Annotated in this window: 14 protein-coding genes; all 14 read right to left on the reverse strand. The window is 42.6% G+C overall.

The features are described from left to right. Positions 1 to 146: 146 nt before the first annotated feature. The 14 genes from ACJJIZ_RS20025 to rfbC all read right to left on the reverse strand — a co-directional run bounded on the left by ACJJIZ_RS20025 (position 147) and on the right by rfbC (position 21,268). Entirely contained in the window at positions 147 to 1,382 is a 1,236-nt protein-coding gene (locus ACJJIZ_RS20025) for a capsule polysaccharide biogenesis protein (RefSeq protein ID WP_444914600.1), read from the reverse strand. Between the two features lie 682 nt (positions 1,383 to 2,064). Beyond that, complete coding sequence (locus ACJJIZ_RS20030; RefSeq protein WP_444914601.1) at positions 2,065 to 4,110, reverse strand: capsule polysaccharide biogenesis protein; 2,046 nt, start codon at positions 4,108 to 4,110, stop codon at positions 2,065 to 2,067. Further along, complete coding sequence (locus ACJJIZ_RS20035) at positions 4,101 to 5,033, reverse strand: glycosyltransferase family protein (RefSeq protein WP_444914602.1); 933 nt, start codon at positions 5,031 to 5,033, stop codon at positions 4,101 to 4,103. Before ACJJIZ_RS20035 ends, ACJJIZ_RS20030 begins: the two co-directional genes overlap by 10 nt. Positions 5,034 to 5,037: 4 nt before the next feature. Further along, positions 5,038 to 6,771, reverse strand: coding sequence for an SLC13 family permease (locus tag ACJJIZ_RS20040; RefSeq protein ID WP_444914603.1), 1,734 nt, complete (start codon positions 6,769 to 6,771; stop codon positions 5,038 to 5,040). A gap of 307 nt (positions 6,772 to 7,078) precedes the next feature. Continuing rightward, entirely contained in the window at positions 7,079 to 9,349 is a 2,271-nt protein-coding gene (locus ACJJIZ_RS20045; RefSeq protein WP_444914604.1) for a glycosyltransferase family 2 protein, read from the reverse strand. A 35-nt stretch (positions 9,350 to 9,384) separates the two neighbouring features. Beyond that, positions 9,385 to 10,344: a sulfotransferase family 2 domain-containing protein gene (locus tag ACJJIZ_RS20050; protein WP_444914605.1), complete on the reverse strand. Its 960-nt coding sequence runs from the start codon at positions 10,342 to 10,344 to the stop codon at positions 9,385 to 9,387. 170 nt (positions 10,345 to 10,514) lie between these two features. Then, positions 10,515 to 11,855 carry a UDP-glucose dehydrogenase family protein gene (locus tag ACJJIZ_RS20055; protein WP_444914606.1) on the reverse strand — a complete coding sequence of 447 codons (1,341 nt, stop codon included), beginning with the start codon at positions 11,853 to 11,855 and terminating at the stop codon, positions 10,515 to 10,517. Further along, a complete protein-coding gene (locus ACJJIZ_RS20060; RefSeq protein ID WP_444914607.1) occupies positions 11,852 to 12,925 on the reverse strand; it encodes a glycosyltransferase family 2 protein in 1,074 nt (357 codons plus the stop codon). The genes ACJJIZ_RS20055 and ACJJIZ_RS20060 overlap by 4 nt, the downstream gene beginning before the upstream one ends. A 1-nt stretch (position 12,926) precedes the next feature. After that, positions 12,927 to 13,850: an alginate O-acetyltransferase AlgX-related protein gene (locus tag ACJJIZ_RS20065; protein ID WP_444914608.1), complete on the reverse strand. Its 924-nt coding sequence runs from the start codon at positions 13,848 to 13,850 to the stop codon at positions 12,927 to 12,929. Continuing rightward, the gene (locus ACJJIZ_RS20070; RefSeq protein WP_444914609.1) at positions 13,850 to 14,815 is read right to left on the reverse strand and encodes a hypothetical protein; all 966 of its coding nucleotides are present in this window, start codon (positions 14,813 to 14,815) and stop codon (positions 13,850 to 13,852) included. The genes ACJJIZ_RS20065 and ACJJIZ_RS20070 overlap by 1 nt, the downstream gene beginning before the upstream one ends. After that, positions 14,816 to 18,571 carry a glycoside hydrolase family 99-like domain-containing protein gene (locus ACJJIZ_RS20075; RefSeq protein ID WP_444914610.1) on the reverse strand — a complete coding sequence of 1,252 codons (3,756 nt, stop codon included), beginning with the start codon at positions 18,569 to 18,571 and terminating at the stop codon, positions 14,816 to 14,818. A gap of 5 nt (positions 18,572 to 18,576) precedes the next feature. Beyond that, positions 18,577 to 19,647 carry a dTDP-glucose 4,6-dehydratase gene (gene rfbB / locus ACJJIZ_RS20080; RefSeq protein WP_444914611.1) on the reverse strand — a complete coding sequence of 357 codons (1,071 nt, stop codon included), beginning with the start codon at positions 19,645 to 19,647 and terminating at the stop codon, positions 18,577 to 18,579. Positions 19,648 to 19,712: 65 nt separating this feature from the next. Next, positions 19,713 to 20,630, reverse strand: a complete 918-nt coding sequence (rfbD, locus tag ACJJIZ_RS20085; protein WP_444914612.1) for a dTDP-4-dehydrorhamnose reductase — start codon at positions 20,628 to 20,630, stop codon at positions 19,713 to 19,715. Between the two features lie 89 nt (positions 20,631 to 20,719). Continuing rightward, positions 20,720 to 21,268 carry a dTDP-4-dehydrorhamnose 3,5-epimerase gene (gene rfbC, locus ACJJIZ_RS20090; RefSeq protein ID WP_444916225.1) on the reverse strand — a complete coding sequence of 183 codons (549 nt, stop codon included), beginning with the start codon at positions 21,266 to 21,268 and terminating at the stop codon, positions 20,720 to 20,722. Between the last annotated feature and the right edge of the window lie 140 nt (positions 21,269 to 21,408).

Raw genomic sequence — 21,408 nt, forward strand, 5'->3', positions numbered from 1 at the left:
CAGTCTAACAGGTTAGACGATCCAGATCAGCCTGTTTTTTAGGCAAGTTGATTAGCATGTATCTCCGCCGACAGATAGGATATCAATAATGGGTAGATAAAAAGAAAAGCGTCATTGATCTAGAGGTAAAAAGAGTACAGCGCTCCTTAGACCATATCCACCTCAGTTTCAGGCTGCTGCCTTCGCTCCCTTACACGGGCCTCCGTCAAGCGCCTGCAAACCCCATCGATAGTAGCGGCAATATGGCGGGAGAAGCTGCCATCCACTTGGGTCTTATCATAAAGATAGGCCCGAAATCGCTGGAAGAACTCCGTGTCTACCGGGTCGGGTTGACTCCAAAAGCTGGAGAGCCCCCCTTGATGAGTCAGCCCCGGTAAGTCATACAGTGATCTTCCAAGTACTTGAGTTGGCACCTCGTGGAAGAGTGCAGATATGCCCACTGTACTGTTGATTGTTACAACCCCTAGGGTGTGATCGAGCAAAGTCGGCAGGTGCAGGTCATGACAGTAGATAACCCTGCCGGTAATCTGGTAACGAGTTTCCAGCTCCCGTATCAGCTTTTGATAGTGACAAAACCCACGATCCATAGGGTGGTGCTTTATTACCATCATCGAGCCCTGTGGCGCATTTTGTGCAAACGACTGCAACACCACCTCTATCGCATTTTCGATAGAAACCAGATCAGAGTGCTTGCGCAGTTGAAAATCATCACGGGTTTGAAGTGGAAAAAGAAAGTAGCGGCCGCTGAACTCACCAGTCAAACGGGCCGTAAGCCCCCGCTCCATCAGTTTATACAGGCCTTTTCGATAGAAACTCTTGATCCAGCAAACGCCTTCACCTAGCCAGCTCAGACTTCGGTGGTGCCGATAGTGGGGAAATTCCGATTGAGAAGCCCGCATCGCAAGATAGTAGGCAATTGCAAAGCGCGCTCGCCTAAAAAAAGTTTGCCCAACAGGTTTAACTAGATTTCGCTCCCTGGCTCGATAACTATTAATTGCTTCCCGAGACCAGTCCGTACGCGAATGAGCATTCACCCCGCCAAATTCAAGAGTAATAAAATCCGGGCGCAAATATCCCTCTTCAAACACTCCAAAAGCGATACCCTTGGAGTCACAGATGGATTTTGCAATGGTATGCAGGCGGCGGCAGTCCCCATAGCAAAAAACAGTATCTACATTATTTTTAGATAGATAATCTGAAAAGAAGGCACTCCAATCACTTTCTCCCCCGGTGAAATCCACCTGAAAATCAGCCCAAGCGAAGTAGCGATCCCCGCCATTAAAGTTGATCTTATGAGTAATGACTCCGCTCTGTGCCAAGCGCCTTGCCAATTGGGCAAAGAATGGGCCATGAGGTCCTTGTAAAAATACTGCCACAGACATGTATTGGCTTTTCCTTGAGCTAAGGTCACTGGATACGTTGAGACGAGGCGATGAATAAAAAAGAAATGACTGTGAAATTAGGCTAACTTCACAGTTATTATATTGAACTGCTTTTTACATCTATGCGAACCATCTAACAACATAGAACTTGGATATTAGAGCCGCTACTAACAGGGCAGAAACTTCTGTTAATTTGGCAGCAAAAACTGCCCTACTATGGTTTCTTACCTCAAGGATCTTCCCATCAATCAAACTGTATAGTCTAAAAATGCCGACACACAATTTGTATTTGGTACAAACCATAAAGTCAATTTATCTAAAAGTACAACCACTCAGTCCACCAAGAAATTAACATCTGGCGACACACGAGAGAAAGATACCCCTGTAGCAAGCCGAATAAATTCCAACTCCATTTAATCCCACATCTTATACCAGGAAAAAATAGGTGTCAGTACAATTGGTACTATAATCACCGAAGTGTAATCGAGCGTAATAGAGTAAGAATGGCTTGCAGCCGGAAAGCCTTGGAAACCAGTTCCCGAATACTTAACGCAGAAGGGAGGAAATATAAAAGTTAGCAAAGTAGAAGTTTGAAACTATATTCCCCGAGGTCTAAAAATTTAAAGCAATATATCAAAAGAAATTAAATAGAAAACCTTATACTGGATTTCGGGTATAGCTTTCAATATCTCATAAATATTCTTCGATACAAGGAGAAGAGTTTAAAAAAAACTCCTTTTTTATTCCCCAAAGACCGTGCCCCCTCAATTAGCTCAATAGTAGTTTCTGCATTGATAAATTCAGCCGTTTTGGGATCTATATAAACAGGGTATAACAGCAAAGTAGCGGCAATCATCTGATTTAAAGTTAAATTGCGCTGCCTTCTCGATAAAAAATCCCTTAACTCACCCGTGGGGATTTCTCTATTTTCGACAAGCGTATCCCTTGTGAGCCCCCAGCCAGCATAAAAGGGTAACCCATAAGTTACCACCTGCTTGCCTCTCAGTAATGCCTCAAAACCACTCAGGGAGCTCATGGTGTGAATTTCATCAGCGACTTTAATAGCAGAAACTATATCACCCTGTTCAAGCAAAGTGTCATAAAGGGAGTCAGAACTCCCCTGCAAAGTACCTAGGCGAGCACCACAAACTACGTCAGGGTGTGGTTTATAAATAATATGAGCATCGGGGTTATTGAGCCTGACGCGTTCAAGAAGAGCCAAGTTACTTTTTATTACTGGGGAGCCATTAGCTATCGAGGCATCGCTTTCTACCTGCCCGGGAACTAAAATAATTTTTTTACCAGAAGAAAAATCAAAATCAACTGTAGGTTTATCTTCTACAACGTTATATTTGCTAATCCCTTTATCGATCAATTTATCTCGTAACTTTCTAGCTCTATCTAGAAGAGGATCAGGAAAACTACAGGTATTTAACAGAATCTCCAAATCGCTGGGCTGTCTGGCGTCAAAGTAAATACCACGACTATCTAGAACCAGTGAATTCGGAACGACTAGATCAGCACCCAAACCAACGGAACGCAAGAAACCGTCTTCAACCCTCCAGACATTTAAATCAGATTTCTTAGCCTCATCAAGCAAACTATCTGTAATCCGACTTGCCCATATCAGAATATTCGTTCCTGCCCTTGCATCTGGTACCTTTGCAGAGGAAAATTTAATCCTTCCCTTTCCACCGATAAAACCTGGAATAAAACTCCTTTTCCAGTGAGAAAACCCTACTCCGACCCAGTCACCATCGAAGCGGCTCCATTGCCTGCGTTGTTCAGCAATTAATGCTACAGTGTCTTCAAAGTTACAGCGATTGCCAGTATACGGATTAATATACCGGGAGTATTTTAGGTACGCAGCACAAAAAACCTGAAGCAACGTTCGCTTCACACTGCGGCGACCACAGTTTTGCCTATCTCGAGTTAAACCCCACCCCGCATAAAAAGGCATTCCAAAGCAATGGACCTCCTTACCTGCAACCAGCGCCTCAAAACCCAGCTGGCTGCTGACCACATAAACCTTTTCGACTCGATCCAGGATTGACCAGGGAGAAATATCCTCCGAGATAATCCTACAACCCCTCAGTTCAGCCAGTTCCTTTAGATAGCCACGCTTTTTCCCTGCGATAACATCAGGATGTATCTTTACAAGAATTTCAGCATCAGGATTTTCATTAATTGCGGACTCAAGCATTTGAGAGAAATGCTGCTCAGAAGCCAACCCACCTTTAACGGAGATATCCCCAAATGTTTGATCGACCACTAAAATGGTCTTTTGCCCAGGCAAAATTTCCAGTGATATATCAGTCGATTGGTTATATTTCGACAGTCGGCTCTCTCGTATAAGCTTTAAGCCTTTTTCTGCACGAACAAGTTCATCCGGCGAGAAATTAGCCTCACTGATTAATATTTCCAGGTCACTTGGCCGGGAGGCGTCGTAATAAATACCTGTCGAGTCAACAACCAAACTATGCGGTTCAGCGCCATTTACGCCAAGGCCGAGTGAACGTAAAAACCCATCTTCTATAGCGATATAAGGCAAACTCAAATGAGTGGCAAGGCGCTGTGCTTTAAGGGCGCTTTTTTTTAACCCCCAGCCCGCCATCATGGAAATTGATCTACCCGGCTTGAGAGCTACATAGCGACACTCAGCTTCCAGGAAGTTATCAAGGTTAGATAAACGCCGAAGCCCGAGTGAGCAGTGTCCAATTACAGGCATTTTCTTGCCTCGAGAGAAAGTGCATCCCGAAGGCTATGATCGTTGGCAAGATCCAATATTCCCTCAACCCAAGCTGAGGGTTCCATTGGCAGCAACAGACCATTTTCCCCATGCCGCACTACGGAACCATATATGTCCCCTTGAGCAAAGATACCTGCGGCACCAGCCTGGGTAATATCAAAAAATTTTGTATGCGACCTGGCGCGATTAAACGGCAAATCGAGCAAAGGTGCCAAACCAATTGATCGCCCTCGCCCTCGAAGCATCGACACGTAGGTAGGCCACTTCATCGGGTGCAGTATCTGCACCCGTGGCATTCCTCGAAAGAGCCGATTGACACACTGATCTCCAATTATCTCAAAATTGAGAATTGGACTGCGGCTGAGGACTTCCTCTATCACCGGCCGCAGCCACTGAACATCCTCAAGGTGAGACGCAGATCCGTGGTAAAACACGGTCAAAGGCTGCTCCTGCTCACAACTCAAGGGAGCAGGCTGCAGTAACTCTGGAGACCAACTTTGATACTTTTCCGCAAGGTAGGGGGCCGATACCAATAGTTGTGCGCCGATAGATCTCAGCCACCTCTGCTTAGACCAACTAAGCCGTAATATTTTTGCTTGATATCGAAGTGGCATGCTGGAAAAGGCATACCAATCAAATAAATCATCGTCGATAAAGAGGTAGATTCTCTGAAACTGACCTCTGTTTTTATCAATAAATGACTTCCAACTCCGAGGGATGTAGCGAACAAAGATTAAGGATTTTCCATTAATATCCTGTTCAATTGGGGAGCTGGACCAAGTTATACACCGGAAGTTGATTCCCCTCTCATACAAATATGGCCGAATAAAATAGTCCGTTGATGGATTTGCACCCTCTTCAATGACTAAACAGCTTTCTGTGGGAATCAAGTCAAGTGCCAAACTACTACCCCTCTAGCGGAAACACGATTGGAATCAAAATCAAAACTGTTATCGAATAAGCAATAGTCAGGGGCAGTCCAGCTCTGAGGAAGTCGCGTAAATGATATCCTCCCAAGTTTTGCACAATCAGGTTGGTCTGGTAGCCAAATGGGGTAAGAAAGCTGGCACTAGCTCCATAAGCTACCGCCATTACAAAGGGCATCCAGCTAACCCCAAAGCTCTCAGCCAAGCTCCATGCAAGAGGAAATGTCAAGGCCGCGGCAGCATTATTGGTCATCAGTTCTGTTAAAAGTAATGCGAGTAAAAAGATACCGACCAATCCCGTTATAGGCCCCCAGCCATTGATAAGACTTCTCAACCCCTCTGCCAGCGCATCCGCCAATCCACTTCCCGCGAATGCCTCCGCAAGTACTAAAGCGCTAGCAATAATTAACCAAATTTGAAAAGGAAAACGCCGCTGTAACTCTGTAGTAGATACAATACCAAGAGCAATCATACCGCCAAGCAACACGACAAGGCCTTTTAGTAGGGAAAAGTGACCGAGAGCCGCTCCCACTACAACTGTTGCAAAACCTAAGCCTAATAGCCAGTTATCTCTTTTTGATAAGTCACGTCGCACCTCCGTCCCACTAATCACATAAAAGTTCTTATCAATATTTAAGTGGTGGCGGAAGTCTGGGCCTACAGCCAATAAAAGGGCATCTCCTGCACGCAACTCAATTTCACCAAGCTTACCTGACAGCCGGTCACCGCCTCTGCGCATAGCAACCACTGCCGCATCAAAACGAGTGCGAAAGTTACAGCTTTTTAAGGACTGCCCTAGAATACTGGAGCTAGGAGTAACTACCACCTCGGTTAGATTTAAATCTAACTTCTCATCTGCGAGAGCAAACAATCGCAAACCTTCTATATCTTGCAAGCGGCCAAGATCACGAACGTCACCAGTAAAAATCAGTTTATCCCCACAGCGAATCACTTCCGAAGGCCCAACCGGGCTAATTACCTGATTACCTCGCACTATCTCAATTAGATAAAAGGTTTCCAATCGTCGCAAATTGTTCTGCTCAACACTTTTCCCATCTAGAGGAGAGTTCCTTACAACCTCTGCTTCCAACAGATATTCATCTACAGGCTCCTCAGCAATACGGCCCTCAGGTAGTAATCGGTTACACAGCAATAGAACTATGAGTCCGACTAAGGTTGCAGCCAACCCTATTGGCATAAAGGCAAAAAATTCAAGGCTAGGTGCCCCCCGGTCTAGAACAAAACTATTGACAATTAGATTCGTGGAAGTACCAATTAGAGTAAGAGTACCCCCAAGAATCGCTGCATAGGAAAGTGGTAATAACAACTTTGCCGCAGGTAAGCGTCGCTGCCCTTTAACACTAGAAGCGAGAGCTGCTACTACCGCAGTATTGTTTAGGAAGGCAGAACTCAAGGCAGTAGCAGCAGAGAGACGCAATAAGCTAACTTTTAAAGATCCCTGCATCAATCCTTCCGAAATAGCTCGCAACCACCGGGCTTTTTCAAGCCCTAGTGAAACTAAAATCAATGCAACTAATGTCACCAATCCAGGGTTAACCGCTTTCTGCAGCACGATTTCTGCCGGTACTAGTCCAGTCAAAAAGCAAGCACCAGCAGCTGAAGCAAAGATCAATGAGGGGCGATAGCGGGTAAGAATCAATGACACAATAACAAGAACAAAGATTCCAGCGACAAAAAATTGAGAAAGAGTCATAAAATGATAAGCCACTTTAATTATCGGTAGCTAAAATTAGTATTACTTATGCACCAATGGTGAATGCCGATCATGCCAAATCCACCGAAACTATGCTTCCCGCAGTCATTCCCTATGAACGCTGACTCAAGTAACCCCTGAATAAATCCATGATATCCTAGGTCTTCAAGGGCCGAAGGTATCTTGCGGAGTGATTCAGAGGCTGTCTAGCGATAACATTAAGAAAATACCCCCATATCCTAATAGGGGGAAGCAGTCAACGCTTCGAACTAATTCTGGACAACTTCATCCACGGTTTTGAGTGTGCTCAAACTGACATCAGAGAAAAATCCTCATGAACCAGTGTCAAGTTCGGATTATAGGCGGGATCGGTGTCTAATAAGCGCCCCCAACGACTGCGTAAATAGTCGGCCTCCCTTTTCGCCCGTCGTCGCTTCGCTAATGTATCGTCCGCACCACGGGATGCGGATTCATGATGGTAGAGCTCTGCAAAGGGTGTCCAAAGGTTCCTGTAACCTGCCTCACGTACCTTCAGACATAGATCTACATCATTGAACGCTACTGCGAGGTGCTTTTCATCCAAGCCTCCGACCTGTTCAAAGATGGACTTTCTTACTAATAAGCAAGCCCCAGTAACGGCAGATAAGTTTTGAACCAGTTGTAGGCGTGAAAAATAACCATACTCGCTGCGGTGGAAATATTTGTGAGCATGCCCCGCTACACCACCAATACCCAAAATTACCCCACCGTGCTGGATCGTATCGTTCGGGTAGTACAGTTTTGCACCTACACAACCAATCTCGGGCCTACAAGCTTGGCTAACCATTTCCCTTAACCAATCCCCATTAATAGGTTCGATGTCATTATTAATAAGTCCGAGAATATCCCCTTTTGCTAATTTCGCCCCAAAATTATTGATTGAGGAGTAGTTAAATGAATGATTCCAATGATGGACACTGACTCTCGAATTACGACTGATTTCGCGAAAATACTGTAATGTCTTTTTACAGCGACTCTGGTTATCCAGAATGAGAAGCTCGAAATTAGAGTATTCGGTCTTTGATAGGATCGCATCAACACAAGGTTTGAGGATATCGTAGCCGTCACGAGTAGGCACTAATAGACTGACCATTGGCTCGGACGCCGGCAGGGCCCAGCGAACTCGATAAGAGTTTGGAACAATTCCCAGCTCGGTTTTTGCATGTTGCCCAGTGCGCTGCAAATAACCATCAAGTGCACGCAATCCCGCCTCAGTAGCATACGCCTTATTAGCTCCATCCTGTGCAGTAGAACCCGTGACCGCACGCCAGTGGTACAGAACCTCCGGGATATGAACTACATTCTCACCATTGAGTGTTGGCAAGCAACGAAGTAAAAGGTCGTGATCTTGGCTACCCTCAGTCCCCACTCTAAAGCCACCAACATCCCTAACTAATTCCGTCTTTAAGACCGTCATGTGGCAAACATAGTTTTGTGACAGCAATAAGTCTGGATTCCAGCTGGGTTTAAAATGAGGAGCAAAGCGCTCTCCCACCTCGTCAATCTTATCCTCATCGCTATAAACTAAAAGCGCCTTCGGGTTCTCTAGAAGAAAGTCCGAAATCCGCTGCAAGGCATTTGGGGCCAAGGCATCATCGTGGTCAAGAAAGGTTACAAACTCTCCCTCTACCAGCTCCAGAGCACTATTACTAGCCGCTGCTATATGTCCATTTTTTTCTCTGAGCTTCACTTGAACTCGGGAGTCCAACGCCTGGTAGCTTAGAAGGCAGTCTTTGACTTTTTGGTCAGATGATGCATCATCTGCAATACAGAGTTGCCAGTGCTGATATGTCTGGGCTAACACTGACTCAATACAGGCTTTTAGATGGGAGATATTAGAGTTATAAGTCGGTAGCAGCACTGATATTAGTACCGCTTCCTTCGTGGAACTATCTGTCGCTTTAAGTGAGGGAAACTTCCTACTCCCCTCTACCTTATCAATCCACCGCCGATAGTCCCTGTCATGCCTCCTACGGACAAATGTTTCTCCATAACGATCCAAAGCATATTGATATCTACTAACCCCTTGTGTTTTGGCTTTAAATTTGAGGTTTGCAAGTACCCCCAATTTCCCCAATCCCCTAAATTCGGGGTGCATAGTCGATAAGCGTCGTGCAAGACGATCACGTGCAAACCAAGACGCGAGACGAACGATACGAAAGTGATCCACGGAAAAACAACCACGATCATCTATGGGAAACAGCTCCAGCTGGGTCACTTTTTGCGGAAAATAAACTATTCGCTTAACAACCCGTCCAGTGCGTAGAGGCAGGGAAATTCTCTCCCAACTGCCCTCCAGGCTGCTGCCCATATAGGCTAAAAGCGACGCATCCGCCCCGCCTCCATCATAGGCTACCTGAAGCTCTAGCATGTACCAACCGGGCAGGAAGCTACGTTCTAAAACTTGAAATTGAGGATTCTCAGTGAGCGACAGCCACTGATACCCCTCATCTTTAGGGCTAGCTGGCTCAATAGCAGCTTTAACCCTTAAGTAAGAAACAAGGTCCACTCGGAATATGGACTTGATAAGATTAAGCACAGCACACTTCATATAGGATTGTTGTAATAATGGAGCTATACCTGCCCCTGAACCGTCCATGGGGAGTGTACCAGTGGCTGCCCTGTATTTGCGACCACGCAATCGACCTTATCACCAACTTTTAGCTGCGAGATATCGAACGAAAAACCTACAAATCCGCCTCTGCCTATACCTAAGGCCCTGAGCATCGGCCGATCTTGCATTGCCTTCAAGCTCGAGCGTATTTCACCATTTACCCTTATCTCAATATCGACGGGATCATCACTATCTTCAGCTAAAGCCCAACCAAATAACTTCCCACTATCTATACGTACCAACGCACCACGAGTAAAGCTGCAACCCATATTCTCAAGTTTCAAGCGCCAATTAAACTGCTCTTTCACCAACTCAAACAAAGCAGTATCTTTATGGTTAAGCTGTATAAGCTCTTCCCTTGTCTCTAAGTCAATATCATAATGGCTTGAAATATCACTTCTACCGGTATTTTCGATAGCGTGTCCAATATCCAAACCATATTTCTTATTTATAATTCTAAGCGAGTCAGTATAACGCTCTGTAACCCCTACAAACCCTAATGTTGACCAGTTAGCCTGCCCTAGCAATTTGAACTGCCTGTTAACATTGTGCGGCAACCTGTAGAATTCAGGAAAGGGTTTCGCTAACCCATAATTTCGAACCATATGCTGGTACTCAGAGACTAAGCGCTGCAATGGATCTCTTACAAAGGAGATTGCCTTCTCTACACCCAGTAAAGATGTATATTTTCCAGCAGGAAAATGTCCAGCAACTAGCCTAACATTACTTGCTGTTAGCGCTTTATTGAACTCCCAATAATCTGGCGAGTTCTCTATCCACCGCTTTATTAGTGGGCTAGTCACAGGTGATTTAGGCCCATAATCTTTGCAAACAAAGTCCCGCCCAAAAAAGGCGTCACTTGCTAGCCGAAAACTTGTGCCTGCTGTTTTGGGGATATGGACAAATAAAAAACTTCTCAAAGAAAAACCAATAAATTAACGAGTAAACTACTACAATAACTAAACAATATTTATCTGTGCCTAACTACACTTTTATTCAGTCATTCATTCAAATAAACTAAATTTACTTAGAGGTACACTCTCAAGCACCCTAACTAATGAGTATAAATTGTATACCCGACTTTTACGCTTCAAGTGACTTCAAATATTGATTGACCCCGGCCAATACCGAAATACATAAGTCCTAACGCTGATAATCTGCTGGGCGAATAAAGGTTCCGTCCATCTACTATTACCGGAAACTTTAATTGGGATTTAATCAACGCAAAGTCAGGGCTCTTGAACTCCTTCCACTCGGTAACAACAACCATTAGGTCAGCCCCCTCTAATGCTGCCTCTTTTGTTGGTGCCAATGCTAAGTCCTCACGATCCCCATAGATCCTGCGAGCTTCTTCCATAGCTTTCGGGTCATATGCTTGAACAGAGGCCCCTGCGGCCCATAACTGCTCCATCAATACTCTACTACTGGCTTCGCGCATATCATCGGTCTCAGGTTTAAATGACAACCCCCAAAGGCAAATAGTTTTTCCCTTTACCTCAGGTAAAACTGCCCTAATCCTATCGAAAAGCGCCTCTTTCTGCTTTACATTCACAGTTTCAACGGCGTTTAACAAATGTGCCGGATAGTCAGCTTCATGCGCAGTACGGCAAAGGGCTTTTACATCCTTCGGGAAACATGAACCACCATATCCGCAACCGGGGTAAATAAAATGATAACCGATCCTTTGATCCGAGCCGATTCCCTGGCGAACCTCCTCAATATCTGCACCTAGTCTTTCCGCAAGGTTCGCAATCTCATTCATAAAAGAGATCTTTGTTGCTAACATGCAGTTAGCCGCGTACTTCGTCAACTCTGCACTACGAACCCCCATTTTTATTATCTTCTCGTGATTCCGATTAAAGGGAGCGTAAAGTTCGCGCATTTGGACTTCAGCTTTATCACTGTCAGTGCCAATAACGATCCTATCTGGACGCCGGCAATCGGAAAGTGCCGCCCCTTCTTTTAGAAACTCAGGATTTGACACAACATCGTATTCAATCTCCACCCTTCGCTTCCCCAACATTGCTGCTAATTGATCAGCAACTTTGTCAGCAGTACCTACTGGTACCGTAGATTTATTAACTACTACTTTATAGCGATCCATATAGGTGCCAATGGATTCAGCCACTTTAAGAACATACTGCAAGTCCGCAGATCCATCTTCATCCGGGGGAGTACCTACAGCTATAAATATAATATCAGCATGCAACACACCATCTTTGGCATTCGTAGTGAATTGCAAGGTGCCACTTTGATAACACGACTTTACTAGATCCGCTAAACCAGGCTCATAGATAGGGATATGGCCAAGCTTTAAAGCTTCAATTTTTTTAATATCGATATCAACACAAACAACGTTATGACCAACTTCAGCTAATACTGCTGCTTGAACCAGCCCTACATAGCCAGTCCCAAAAATACATACATTCATTTTTCTTCAACTACTTGGCCATTAAGTTTAGCTTCGTATTCATTCACTTTACGAATAATTAGAGGTCCATTTGGTCGAAACCTTAGAGCAATCTTCATCAACTCTTGAGCCAAAAATAAATTATAGCTTTCAATTGCTAAAGCGGAGTCTCTAATTAAGTCCACGTCCTCAGTATATATTTTATTTGGTATGTTTGCTTTATGTACGCCTTCCTCTCCAGAAGTTGGTGGAAATTTATCAAAACAAATCTCCCAATTTTCATCAAATAAATCCTTAGCCTTACCAATTAAAGGGTTATACTCAAGACCTTTTTCAACATATGTCCTATATTGAGCACCCGGCCCCATATATCTGCCATCTCGGGTCTTACTAATACCATCCTTCGCATATCGGTTGTAGTTTTTAAGTGCGGACTCATATAGAATACTTCCAATATATTTGTAGTGAAGCAGAGCCAAAGGATATTTATTAGAAGTAAAATATCCTAAAGTCTCTTTCATTAGGTCAAATCCCGCTCCATATGGATGACATCCTCTAGAGTAAGCCATATCAAAATCAGGTGAAAAAATCATCCTTTTATCAAAGACAGGATCCCTAACAGCCTTCATATATTGTTTTTCAATCGGAGTTCCTGCTTTGAGTTCCTCTCTACCGACCATATTGAAGCCAGTAATTTGCGGTACAGAGACTCCCTCCTCCTTATACTTGGCTAATACGTCTACCAAATTGGGGTGGTAAATTATTTCATCTATATCAGCACAAATAACCCAGTCAGCAACTTCTTCACAAAGCGCTCCTCCCTTTCTACTATATTTTTTATACTCCTGAGTCTTAATTTGAACATGCCTAGCGTTATCCTTCTTTCCCCCAGTATCAAAGGGTATAACTTTTACCTTTGGGTAATTAAGAGCAATATTTATCGTCTCATCTGTAGACAAGTTATCATACAGAAATATTTTCGTGCAAAATGCAGAATAGTAATCCAAAATATATGGAAGTATTACTTCTTCATTAAAACATACAAAGTACGCATGTATTTTGAGTGAACTATTTAATGCTGCCTTTTCCATATCACTTGTTGAGGATCTCGAAAACCATTTTATCATAGTCAATATTATCACTTGGTACTGTATAGGGCATAAACCGTTCTGCGGACTCAGTAATCACGATATCGGGTTGATATTCATCAACTACTCTATTATCGATATTTAGCCCCCAGACAAACTTTACCTCTGTAAAAGTTTCAGCTAGCAGTCCGGTTAGAAGTTGTGGTCGATATTCGGAGAATGAATCCCCAAAGATCAGTACTCTTTTACCATGGATAGCATTATCATTCTTAAACCCTACTATAGATCCAACATGTAATCCTGGCTCATTTTCTTTAAGATTTTCTTCTTTATATTTTACCAGCTCATTTCTAAAAACCCGTTTTACACATTTTCTTGGGGTGTAGAAAAAGACCTTTTCCTTTATTGGGGGGGAAAACTTCCCTCCCAAGTCCATAATACAGTTACCTTTAGGGTTTGTATTGAGGGGAATAGAAGGATCAATTTTGTATCCTAATCGATTCATCAATAGCTGATAAGCACTATAAGCCCCCAAGAAGTTCCAGTGAGTATCAGTTTTATGATAAATCAGGTAGTTTTCACTTTGCCGTCTTAAATAGATCGCAGGATCAATATAAAACTGCCTATCTTTTTCCCGAATAGCGGCTTCCACCCTAAAGGCTGGGGAGTTCTGTAGCTGCACTAGGTTACGCATCTCATCACTAAGATATCTATGGTAGATAGATATCTTCTCAGGCGCTGCAATATGGCAATAATCTACACCCATTGCAGTAAACATATCGGCTCTTTTTTCTAAAATGTTAGCCCACGAATTCACCCATGTGGAATCATCATACTCACCCGAAAAAATGTCCAAAACATTATTCGATCCACCAGTCAAAAACAACCAGCCATTGCCAGACGAATAAACCATCGTATTTTCATTCATTACATTATCGACTTATATATAGTTTGAAGAGACTTTTGAGCCATCTTATCCGCCACCCAACTTGCCTCCGGAACAACTATAATTTTTTCTTTATAATCATTACTAATATTTGTCACAAAATTATTTTTATATGTTTGTATCGTAGCCTTTTTAAGCATTTTATCCACATAAGAGTCGCCATAGCTTACTGCTATTGAGTGCCCCTCTTGTATATCTCTGATTTTTTTCATAAGAGGATCATTCTTATTCCAACGCCTCAAATAAGCATCACGAACATTATGGAACTTTAATTCACCCTTAGCTCTAGCAATAATATTTAAAGCTCTTATAGTTTCAACATGTAAAATCGATAGCCCGTCATTGACTCGATTCATTGCCACTGTAGGTTTAACAGACACTCCCAAGAGTTCTAAAAATGGATCTAGAGTGCCACTTTCCGCCAAACATGCTTCATAGTCAAAAATAGATATACTTTCAGAACCGAACTTGTCTACATATCGATGTAGCATATTATTTATGTTCAGCACTTCACTAGCAAAAGGTTTTGAGTAGTGTGGACTTACATATTCGGAGTAACTCTTTGTATTCCCATGCTTAACTTCTTCCTGCCACCATGAGTAAAGACGTATGGTTGGAGTTCTAAAAAAGACTAAAACTCGAACCTCATAAGGCTTCAATTCTTCCGACAGATAACTCAAAGCTCTAGAGTCGAGCACATCAAAATTTTCACTACTCAACAGTATTTTCTTACAAGCACTTTGCTCTATTGCTCTCTGAATATCACCCTTCTTATACTTAGCTTGACTCAAAGATGATGCCATCTCATGATGGCCAAAATATAATTTTCCGAATTCAAGGTAGTCAATACCAGAAGCGCGAAGAATGCCTTTATTTTCCTCACAAACCTTCTGGAGGAAAGTGGTACCAGTTTTATGTGGCCCAACATGAAAATAAATAGTTTTCATTTACCCCTCCAACACCTTCTTCACTTCCGACAAATAATTGTTTTGCTCTATTTGTTTATCTGAGCTATTTCGTGAAAATTTGAGCGTCACAGTTTGAACCCTTTTTATTTCATCTAGCTGTACATCGTAATTTTGCTTAGTCACACTCGCTGAATGCCGCCTATGAATATTCATAGGATCAGATACCACCTTTACTTTAGAGTTGGATTCAGATAGTAAATCAACATAGATATACCAATCACCAGCCACCTTAAACTCAAGAATATTATCTAGACTATTTTCAAGACAATTTACAAAGCTAGTGGTATCAAACAACATGGAGCTTACATTCATAAATTGGTTTTTAATGGACAACACTTGATCAATTACTGTTGTGCCATCGTATATTCCAGGCCGATCTAATATGTCAATAAACTCTTGATCATAGTAATAGCGATAATCATCCGCTAAATGTTTATCCTTTTCATCAATTTGCTTCGAATCTGTATAAGCAAGCGTGAAATTGGTCGGTCCTTCGAGGATTTTTTGCAAAAACAAGTTATCCGCAGAATCATCGGCTTCAGCAACCCACAAATACTTCGCTCTCGCTAAGTCAGCGCCTTTTTTCCACTGCTTGAATACCGATCCTGAGTTTTTCTTATTCACTACAAGATTAATTTTACGATTTCTACGTTTTGCATACGCCTCGATAACAGACACACTATTATCTGGAGACTTATCATCTAAAACATTAATTTCAAATACAGGATAAGACTGATCAAAGATTGATCTCAGGCGTTCTTCTATATGATCTTCATAGTTGTAATTAGGGACAGCTACACTGACACGCTTAATAGATGGATCTAAGTACTCGACTAAAGAATAAACGTACTCATCCCATTTAAACCGACTGGTAGCAGCCTCACCTCTTAGCTTAGCTTTCTCATCACTATCCGTTGCTATCTGGCGAATTATCGATTCTGCCATGGCACCAATATTTGCCATAGGCACGACTTCTCCATTGGCCTTGTCTTCAAGTAGCTCTGTAAAACCGCCGCCACCCTTAAAACCAATTACGGGCGTGCCTAAAGCAAGAGACTCCATAACAACAGAGGGGAAGGGGTCTTCTCGCGATGTCATAGCAAATGCATCGGCAGCCAATAGATAACTGGAAATCTCATTAGTGAAAGGAATATTGTGGAAATTACTCTTGAGCAATTCGCTTCCCAAATCCTCAGAAAGCCAGTGCTTAAGAGAGGGCTCGATATCACCAATCCAAATAAAGTGGTAATTAGAATGCTGCTCCACTACAAGTTTCGCTACATTCACAAAGATATCAAACCCTTTTCTCAGGTCAGCATACCCAACATTAACTATCAATTTAGCATTTTTAGATAAACCCAATTCTTTTCTAATCTTTCTGTAAGCGTTTGAGTCGTTAACTAGATCCTGATATATACCTTGAGGGTGAATGACTAACTTATTTTCTTTCACTGAGTCAACACAAGAAACAAAAGAGTCTTTCACTGCTTCGGCTGCGAAAACCACCCTTTGTGCGTGATTCGCGATATCTTGTGCAGCTTTCTCTAACTTATACTCTTGAACAAGGTTCTTAAGTTCATGGATCAATGAAATAAAATTAATATCATGACCTGCCAAGATTGGAGCAACTTTGCCAGATACAGTAGTATTACAAATTGCTTTGTTAAGCCCAGATTCTTCCTTTAGCTTTCTAACGACACTGTCAAAAACTTCAAGGCTGCCATGGCATACATAAGTCTCACCGACTTTCTCATACTCAGCGACCAGTGGACCGCCGTCTAACAACACCAGCCGAACATCAATTCCAAATTGCTGTTTTAGCGTCTTGAATATATTCAAAGTCAGCAGCTGGGCACCGTGTTTATAAGCATCATGCCCAACCAGTATTAAAGAGTACTTTCCTTGAATAACGGTTTGTTCGTGCAAGGCTCTATAAGTAGAATTTAAATAGGCGCTTCCCCAATACTGATCCGGCTCAAGGTGCGCCCCTTCCGCCCACTCATTCCAGGCGTTAATAGCTACAAACTTGTGTTTACCTTGGATAGGATTTTCTTTGGCAAACTTTACGACGCCTTTTAACCATCTCTCATACTTTTCTGGTGTTGCACCTACGAACCCCATTCCCTTTTTAGGTTTTCGAGCTTCATTATCCCACATAGGGGTAACAGCTTTGATTACATCGTAATCAAAAGAACAGTCATTCAGAGACTTTGTAGACATTTCCTCATAGCTCGGATAATGTCCAACAAACTCAGGATCTTTTAGCCCTAAACTTTGCGCAACAGATGGAAGTCCCTCCGCCACTTTATGTGGGGGAAATTCAATTGCGCCATCCAATCCGTATTCTCTGGGATCTAGATCACCAAATGCCTGAGCCATGTAAATAAGAGGCTCAATATTGTGGTTATCCCTAAATAGCCTTCTCCACAAAGCAATCTTCTCTGACGCTTTGGGAATAATACCGGGACGGTAAATAAAGAATAATGGACGTCCGTCAATGGAAATATATCGAGAGTCAGTAAAGTGGCGCGCTATATCCGCAACGAACGCAACATCATCTTCATCTCTATAGTCTTGAGCGATTAGAACATCATTGTCAAAACCATCCCAAGTTCTTGTCCAGTTCTCATTTGCCCACATTAAGCAAAATGGCAGCTCAATATCCGTATTTTCTAATAAAAGATTGACAGGGCCATCCATCAAGCGGCGACCATTAAACCAGTAATGATAAAAACAAAATCCCTCAAGTCCCGCATCTCGGGCCATTTTAGCCTGTGCCACCAAGGTGTCTTTCACTCGCAGGTCATAGAAACCCAAGTCGCGCGGTAGGTGTGGCTGATAATGCCCATTAAATCTACTCCGCGCACGAGTCACATTGGTCCATTCAGTAAACCCCTGCCCCCACCATTCATTGTTTTCTTCAAACGGATGGAATTGTGGCAAATAGTAGGCTAACGCTTTTACCTCTGGATCTACTTGCCTTGAGCCATACTTGAAAACTTCAAAACCAGGACCCGCTTTTAAGAACTCCTCATCAGCACTATTAATTAAAGCTTGTCCGGAATCTGAAGTTGTCGCACCAGGTGCGGGCGCTAAGGTTTTCAGCTCGCTGTGCTTTCCAACAGAAAGGTAATGATAATAAGCATGCTCAGAAACATTATCACCTAAGTGATTATCTATATAGAATCCAGTATCGAAGCTGGCACTTGGATTACGGCGCTCCGCACAACCTTGTAAAAGAAAGTGTTTATAGGGGTCTAGTCCTGCCTCTTCAATATCCTGATATTGCTGTAAATAATAGGCTGGATCAAAGAATGGTGTAGGGGCACAAGTCGGCTGTTTTGCATTCTCTAAATAGTGCTTTAACGCAGACTCCTCTTTAGATAATGAACTTGCACTTCTATAAAACTCTGGATCAAATGCCAGCGATGGTTGACGCCCCTCTGCCTCTCCACTTTTAATATAGTGCTCTAAGGGTTCAATCCCTGCATCCAATACATCAGGATATGCTGATAAATACCAAGCCGGGTCAAACAAATAATTGGGTGTGCGCCCTTCTTTGTATCCATTGAAGTAATAGTGCTCCAGGGGATTCATCCCTGATTCAGCAACATCTGGATTCGTCTCTAGGTACCAATCGTGATCAAATAAGCCTGAAAAATAAACTACTTCGATACCGCTCTTATTCAATGACTTAGAATCCTTTCCGAAAAACTTCTTTACTACTGATTTCATTACTATTAGTTCCCTTTTAGCAGTTCTTGCCACCAAACCGGATTATCCAAATACCACTCAATTGTTTTTTGTATGCCTGTTTCAAAGCTCTCATGTGGCTGATAACCTAACTCTTTATTTGATTTGGTAGGGTCAATAGCGTAACGTCGATCATGCCCTGCACGGTCTTCTACGAATGAAATTAATTTCTCAGAATTGCCAGCAATTGCGCTTTTAGCTAGCGGGTATTGTGCTGCTAGACTCGACTGCTTCGCAAACTGCTCATTCATCAACTTGCAAACTAGTTTTACGATATCAATGTTTGCCCATTCATTAATGCCACCGATGTTGTAACATTCGCCTATATTTCCTTGGCGGATTACTTTATCGATACCGCTTGCATGATCTTCGACATATAGCCAGTCACGTATTTGCTGACCATCGCCATAAATAGGAAGTGAAAGATCGCGAAGTATATTGGTAATTACCAATGGTATTAATTTCTCAGGAAAGTGGAAAGGCCCGTAATTATTTGAACAATTACTAGTGGTGACCTCAAGGCCATAGGTATGGTGGTAGGCTCTCACTAAGTGATCAGAAGCAGCTTTACTCGCGGAGTAAGGACTATTTGGCGCATACGGCGTGGATTCACTAAATGCCGGGTCATCTGCTTCTAACGTACCATACACTTCATCAGTAGAAACATGATGGAGGCGATGAGTATCTCTATTTATGCCTTCATCCAGCCACACTCTTTTAGCTGCTTTCAACAAGCTATAGGTGCCGATAATATTTGTCTGTATAAATGCATCCGGCCCACTAATTGATCGATCCACATGACTTTCAGCCGCAAAGTGCACTAAGGTATCAATTCTGTGTTCACGGAGTAGAGTTTCTACCAACGCTGTATCGCATATATCGCCTTGGTAAAACTTATAATTAGGGTGATCCTTAACTAGATCTAGATTTGCGAGGTTTCCTGCGTATGTGAGTGCATCTAAGACTATCACTGTATCCTGTGGGTAATTTTTTATCCAATAATGGACAAAATTAGCACCAATAAATCCAGCGCCACCGGTAACCAGTAAGTTTTTCATATCAAGATCGCTATCAGCCACAATTTTTAAATAAAGCCCTAATACCTAATAGGAAAATTGGACAATTAATGTTGTTGTTTCTTTTCAGAAAGAGCCAATCTAAGTGACTCACGCCAATGCCTAGGTTCAATATCTAATTCGGTAATCAATCGAGTTTTATCTAAGACACTATAAGAAGGTCTCTTCGCGGGAGTGGGATATTCATGTGTAGCTATTGCTTTAAGGTCTAATTGTTTATCCTGCGGAAGTACACCTAAAGCCTTACCATCTTCATAAATAGCTACCGCAAAGTCGTACCAACTAGCTACCCCGAGGTCGGTACAATGGTATATACCACTCACGCTAGGCTTTTGGGCAAGTATGATTAAGATCTCCGCCAAGGTTCCTGTCCAGGTTGGTGTGCCAACCTGATCTGCAACGACACTTAGTTGATCCCTATCTGCCATTAACCGAAGCATAGTATTCATAAAATTATTCCCGTGGGATGCGTAAACCCACGCGGTACGTACAATTATCGCTTGTGGAAGGATTTTCAAAACGGCAGTTTCTGCTTCAGCTTTACTAGAGCCATATATACCGACAGGATTAACTTTATCTGATGTTAGGTATGGAGTTGATTTTTCACCATCAAACACGAAGTCTGTTGAGACGTGAACAAGGCGAATATTTAAGCTTTTACATACTTCTGCAAGATTTTCGGTACCTTGCTTATTAATTGCAAAAGCAACATCTCCTTCCTGCTCCGCTTTATCAACAGCGGTATAGGCAGCAGCATTTATGACAACGTCTGGCTTAACTTCTCCAATCACAGCCTGGACAACTTGTTTATTGGAGATATCCAGCTCTTCACGCCCCATCGCCACCATCTCAATATCGACAGGACATAGCTTTTGAAGCTCACGTCCAAGTTGACCGTTTTTACCCGTTATTAAGATTTTAAAAGTTGCCATTTTATACAGACCAAGAATAGTTTGACGGTGCATCTAACGTGCCGCCAGGTTTTTAACAAAATAGGAAAGTTGATCTTTAAAGAGGAGCTAATCTCGGAGTCAGTGAAACCAGCGTATACTCTCTATGCGAAATATACCGTATCCTTAAAAGAACTACCGTTGCGATCTTTTTCCGAAAGTTGAGGCTGTATACCTTCAACAATGGGCCAGTCAATATTCAGATCTGGATCATTCCACAGGAGCGACTTCTCATATTCCGGAGCATAGTAGTCTGTACATTTGTATACAAATTCAGCACTTTCACTTGTTACATAGAAGCCATGTGCAAACCCTTCAGGAACCCATAACTGGCGCTTGTTCTCAGCTGACAGATACACACCAACCCATTGTCCAAAAGTTGGCGAACTTCTTCGTAAATCTACTGCAACATCATAAACTTCGCCACGTACTACCCTGACTAACTTACCTTGGGTCCGCTCAGTCTGATAATGCAATCCTCGTAAAATTCCTCGAGAAGACTTACTGTGATTATCTTGGACAAACGCACGATGTGCACACTTACTATTAAAAACATCATCACGAAATGATTCATAGAAGAAGCCACGTTCATCACCAAACACTTTTGGTTCTACAATTTTTACGTCAGGAATTTTTGTTTCAATAATATTCATACTAATTAAGAATTTAGCCGAGGCGCAGGCAAGCAATCTAGCTACTGCAGCTCTAAAGAAGAGAATAGAGGCTAAGCCGCTCATCCCTGAACGACTTCTAATTAAAGGCTCTAGAAAAAGTTCAATTTTTTCCGTATAGG

The sequence above is a fragment of the Microbulbifer maximicatervae (SeqCode) genome (assembly GCF_052467225.1).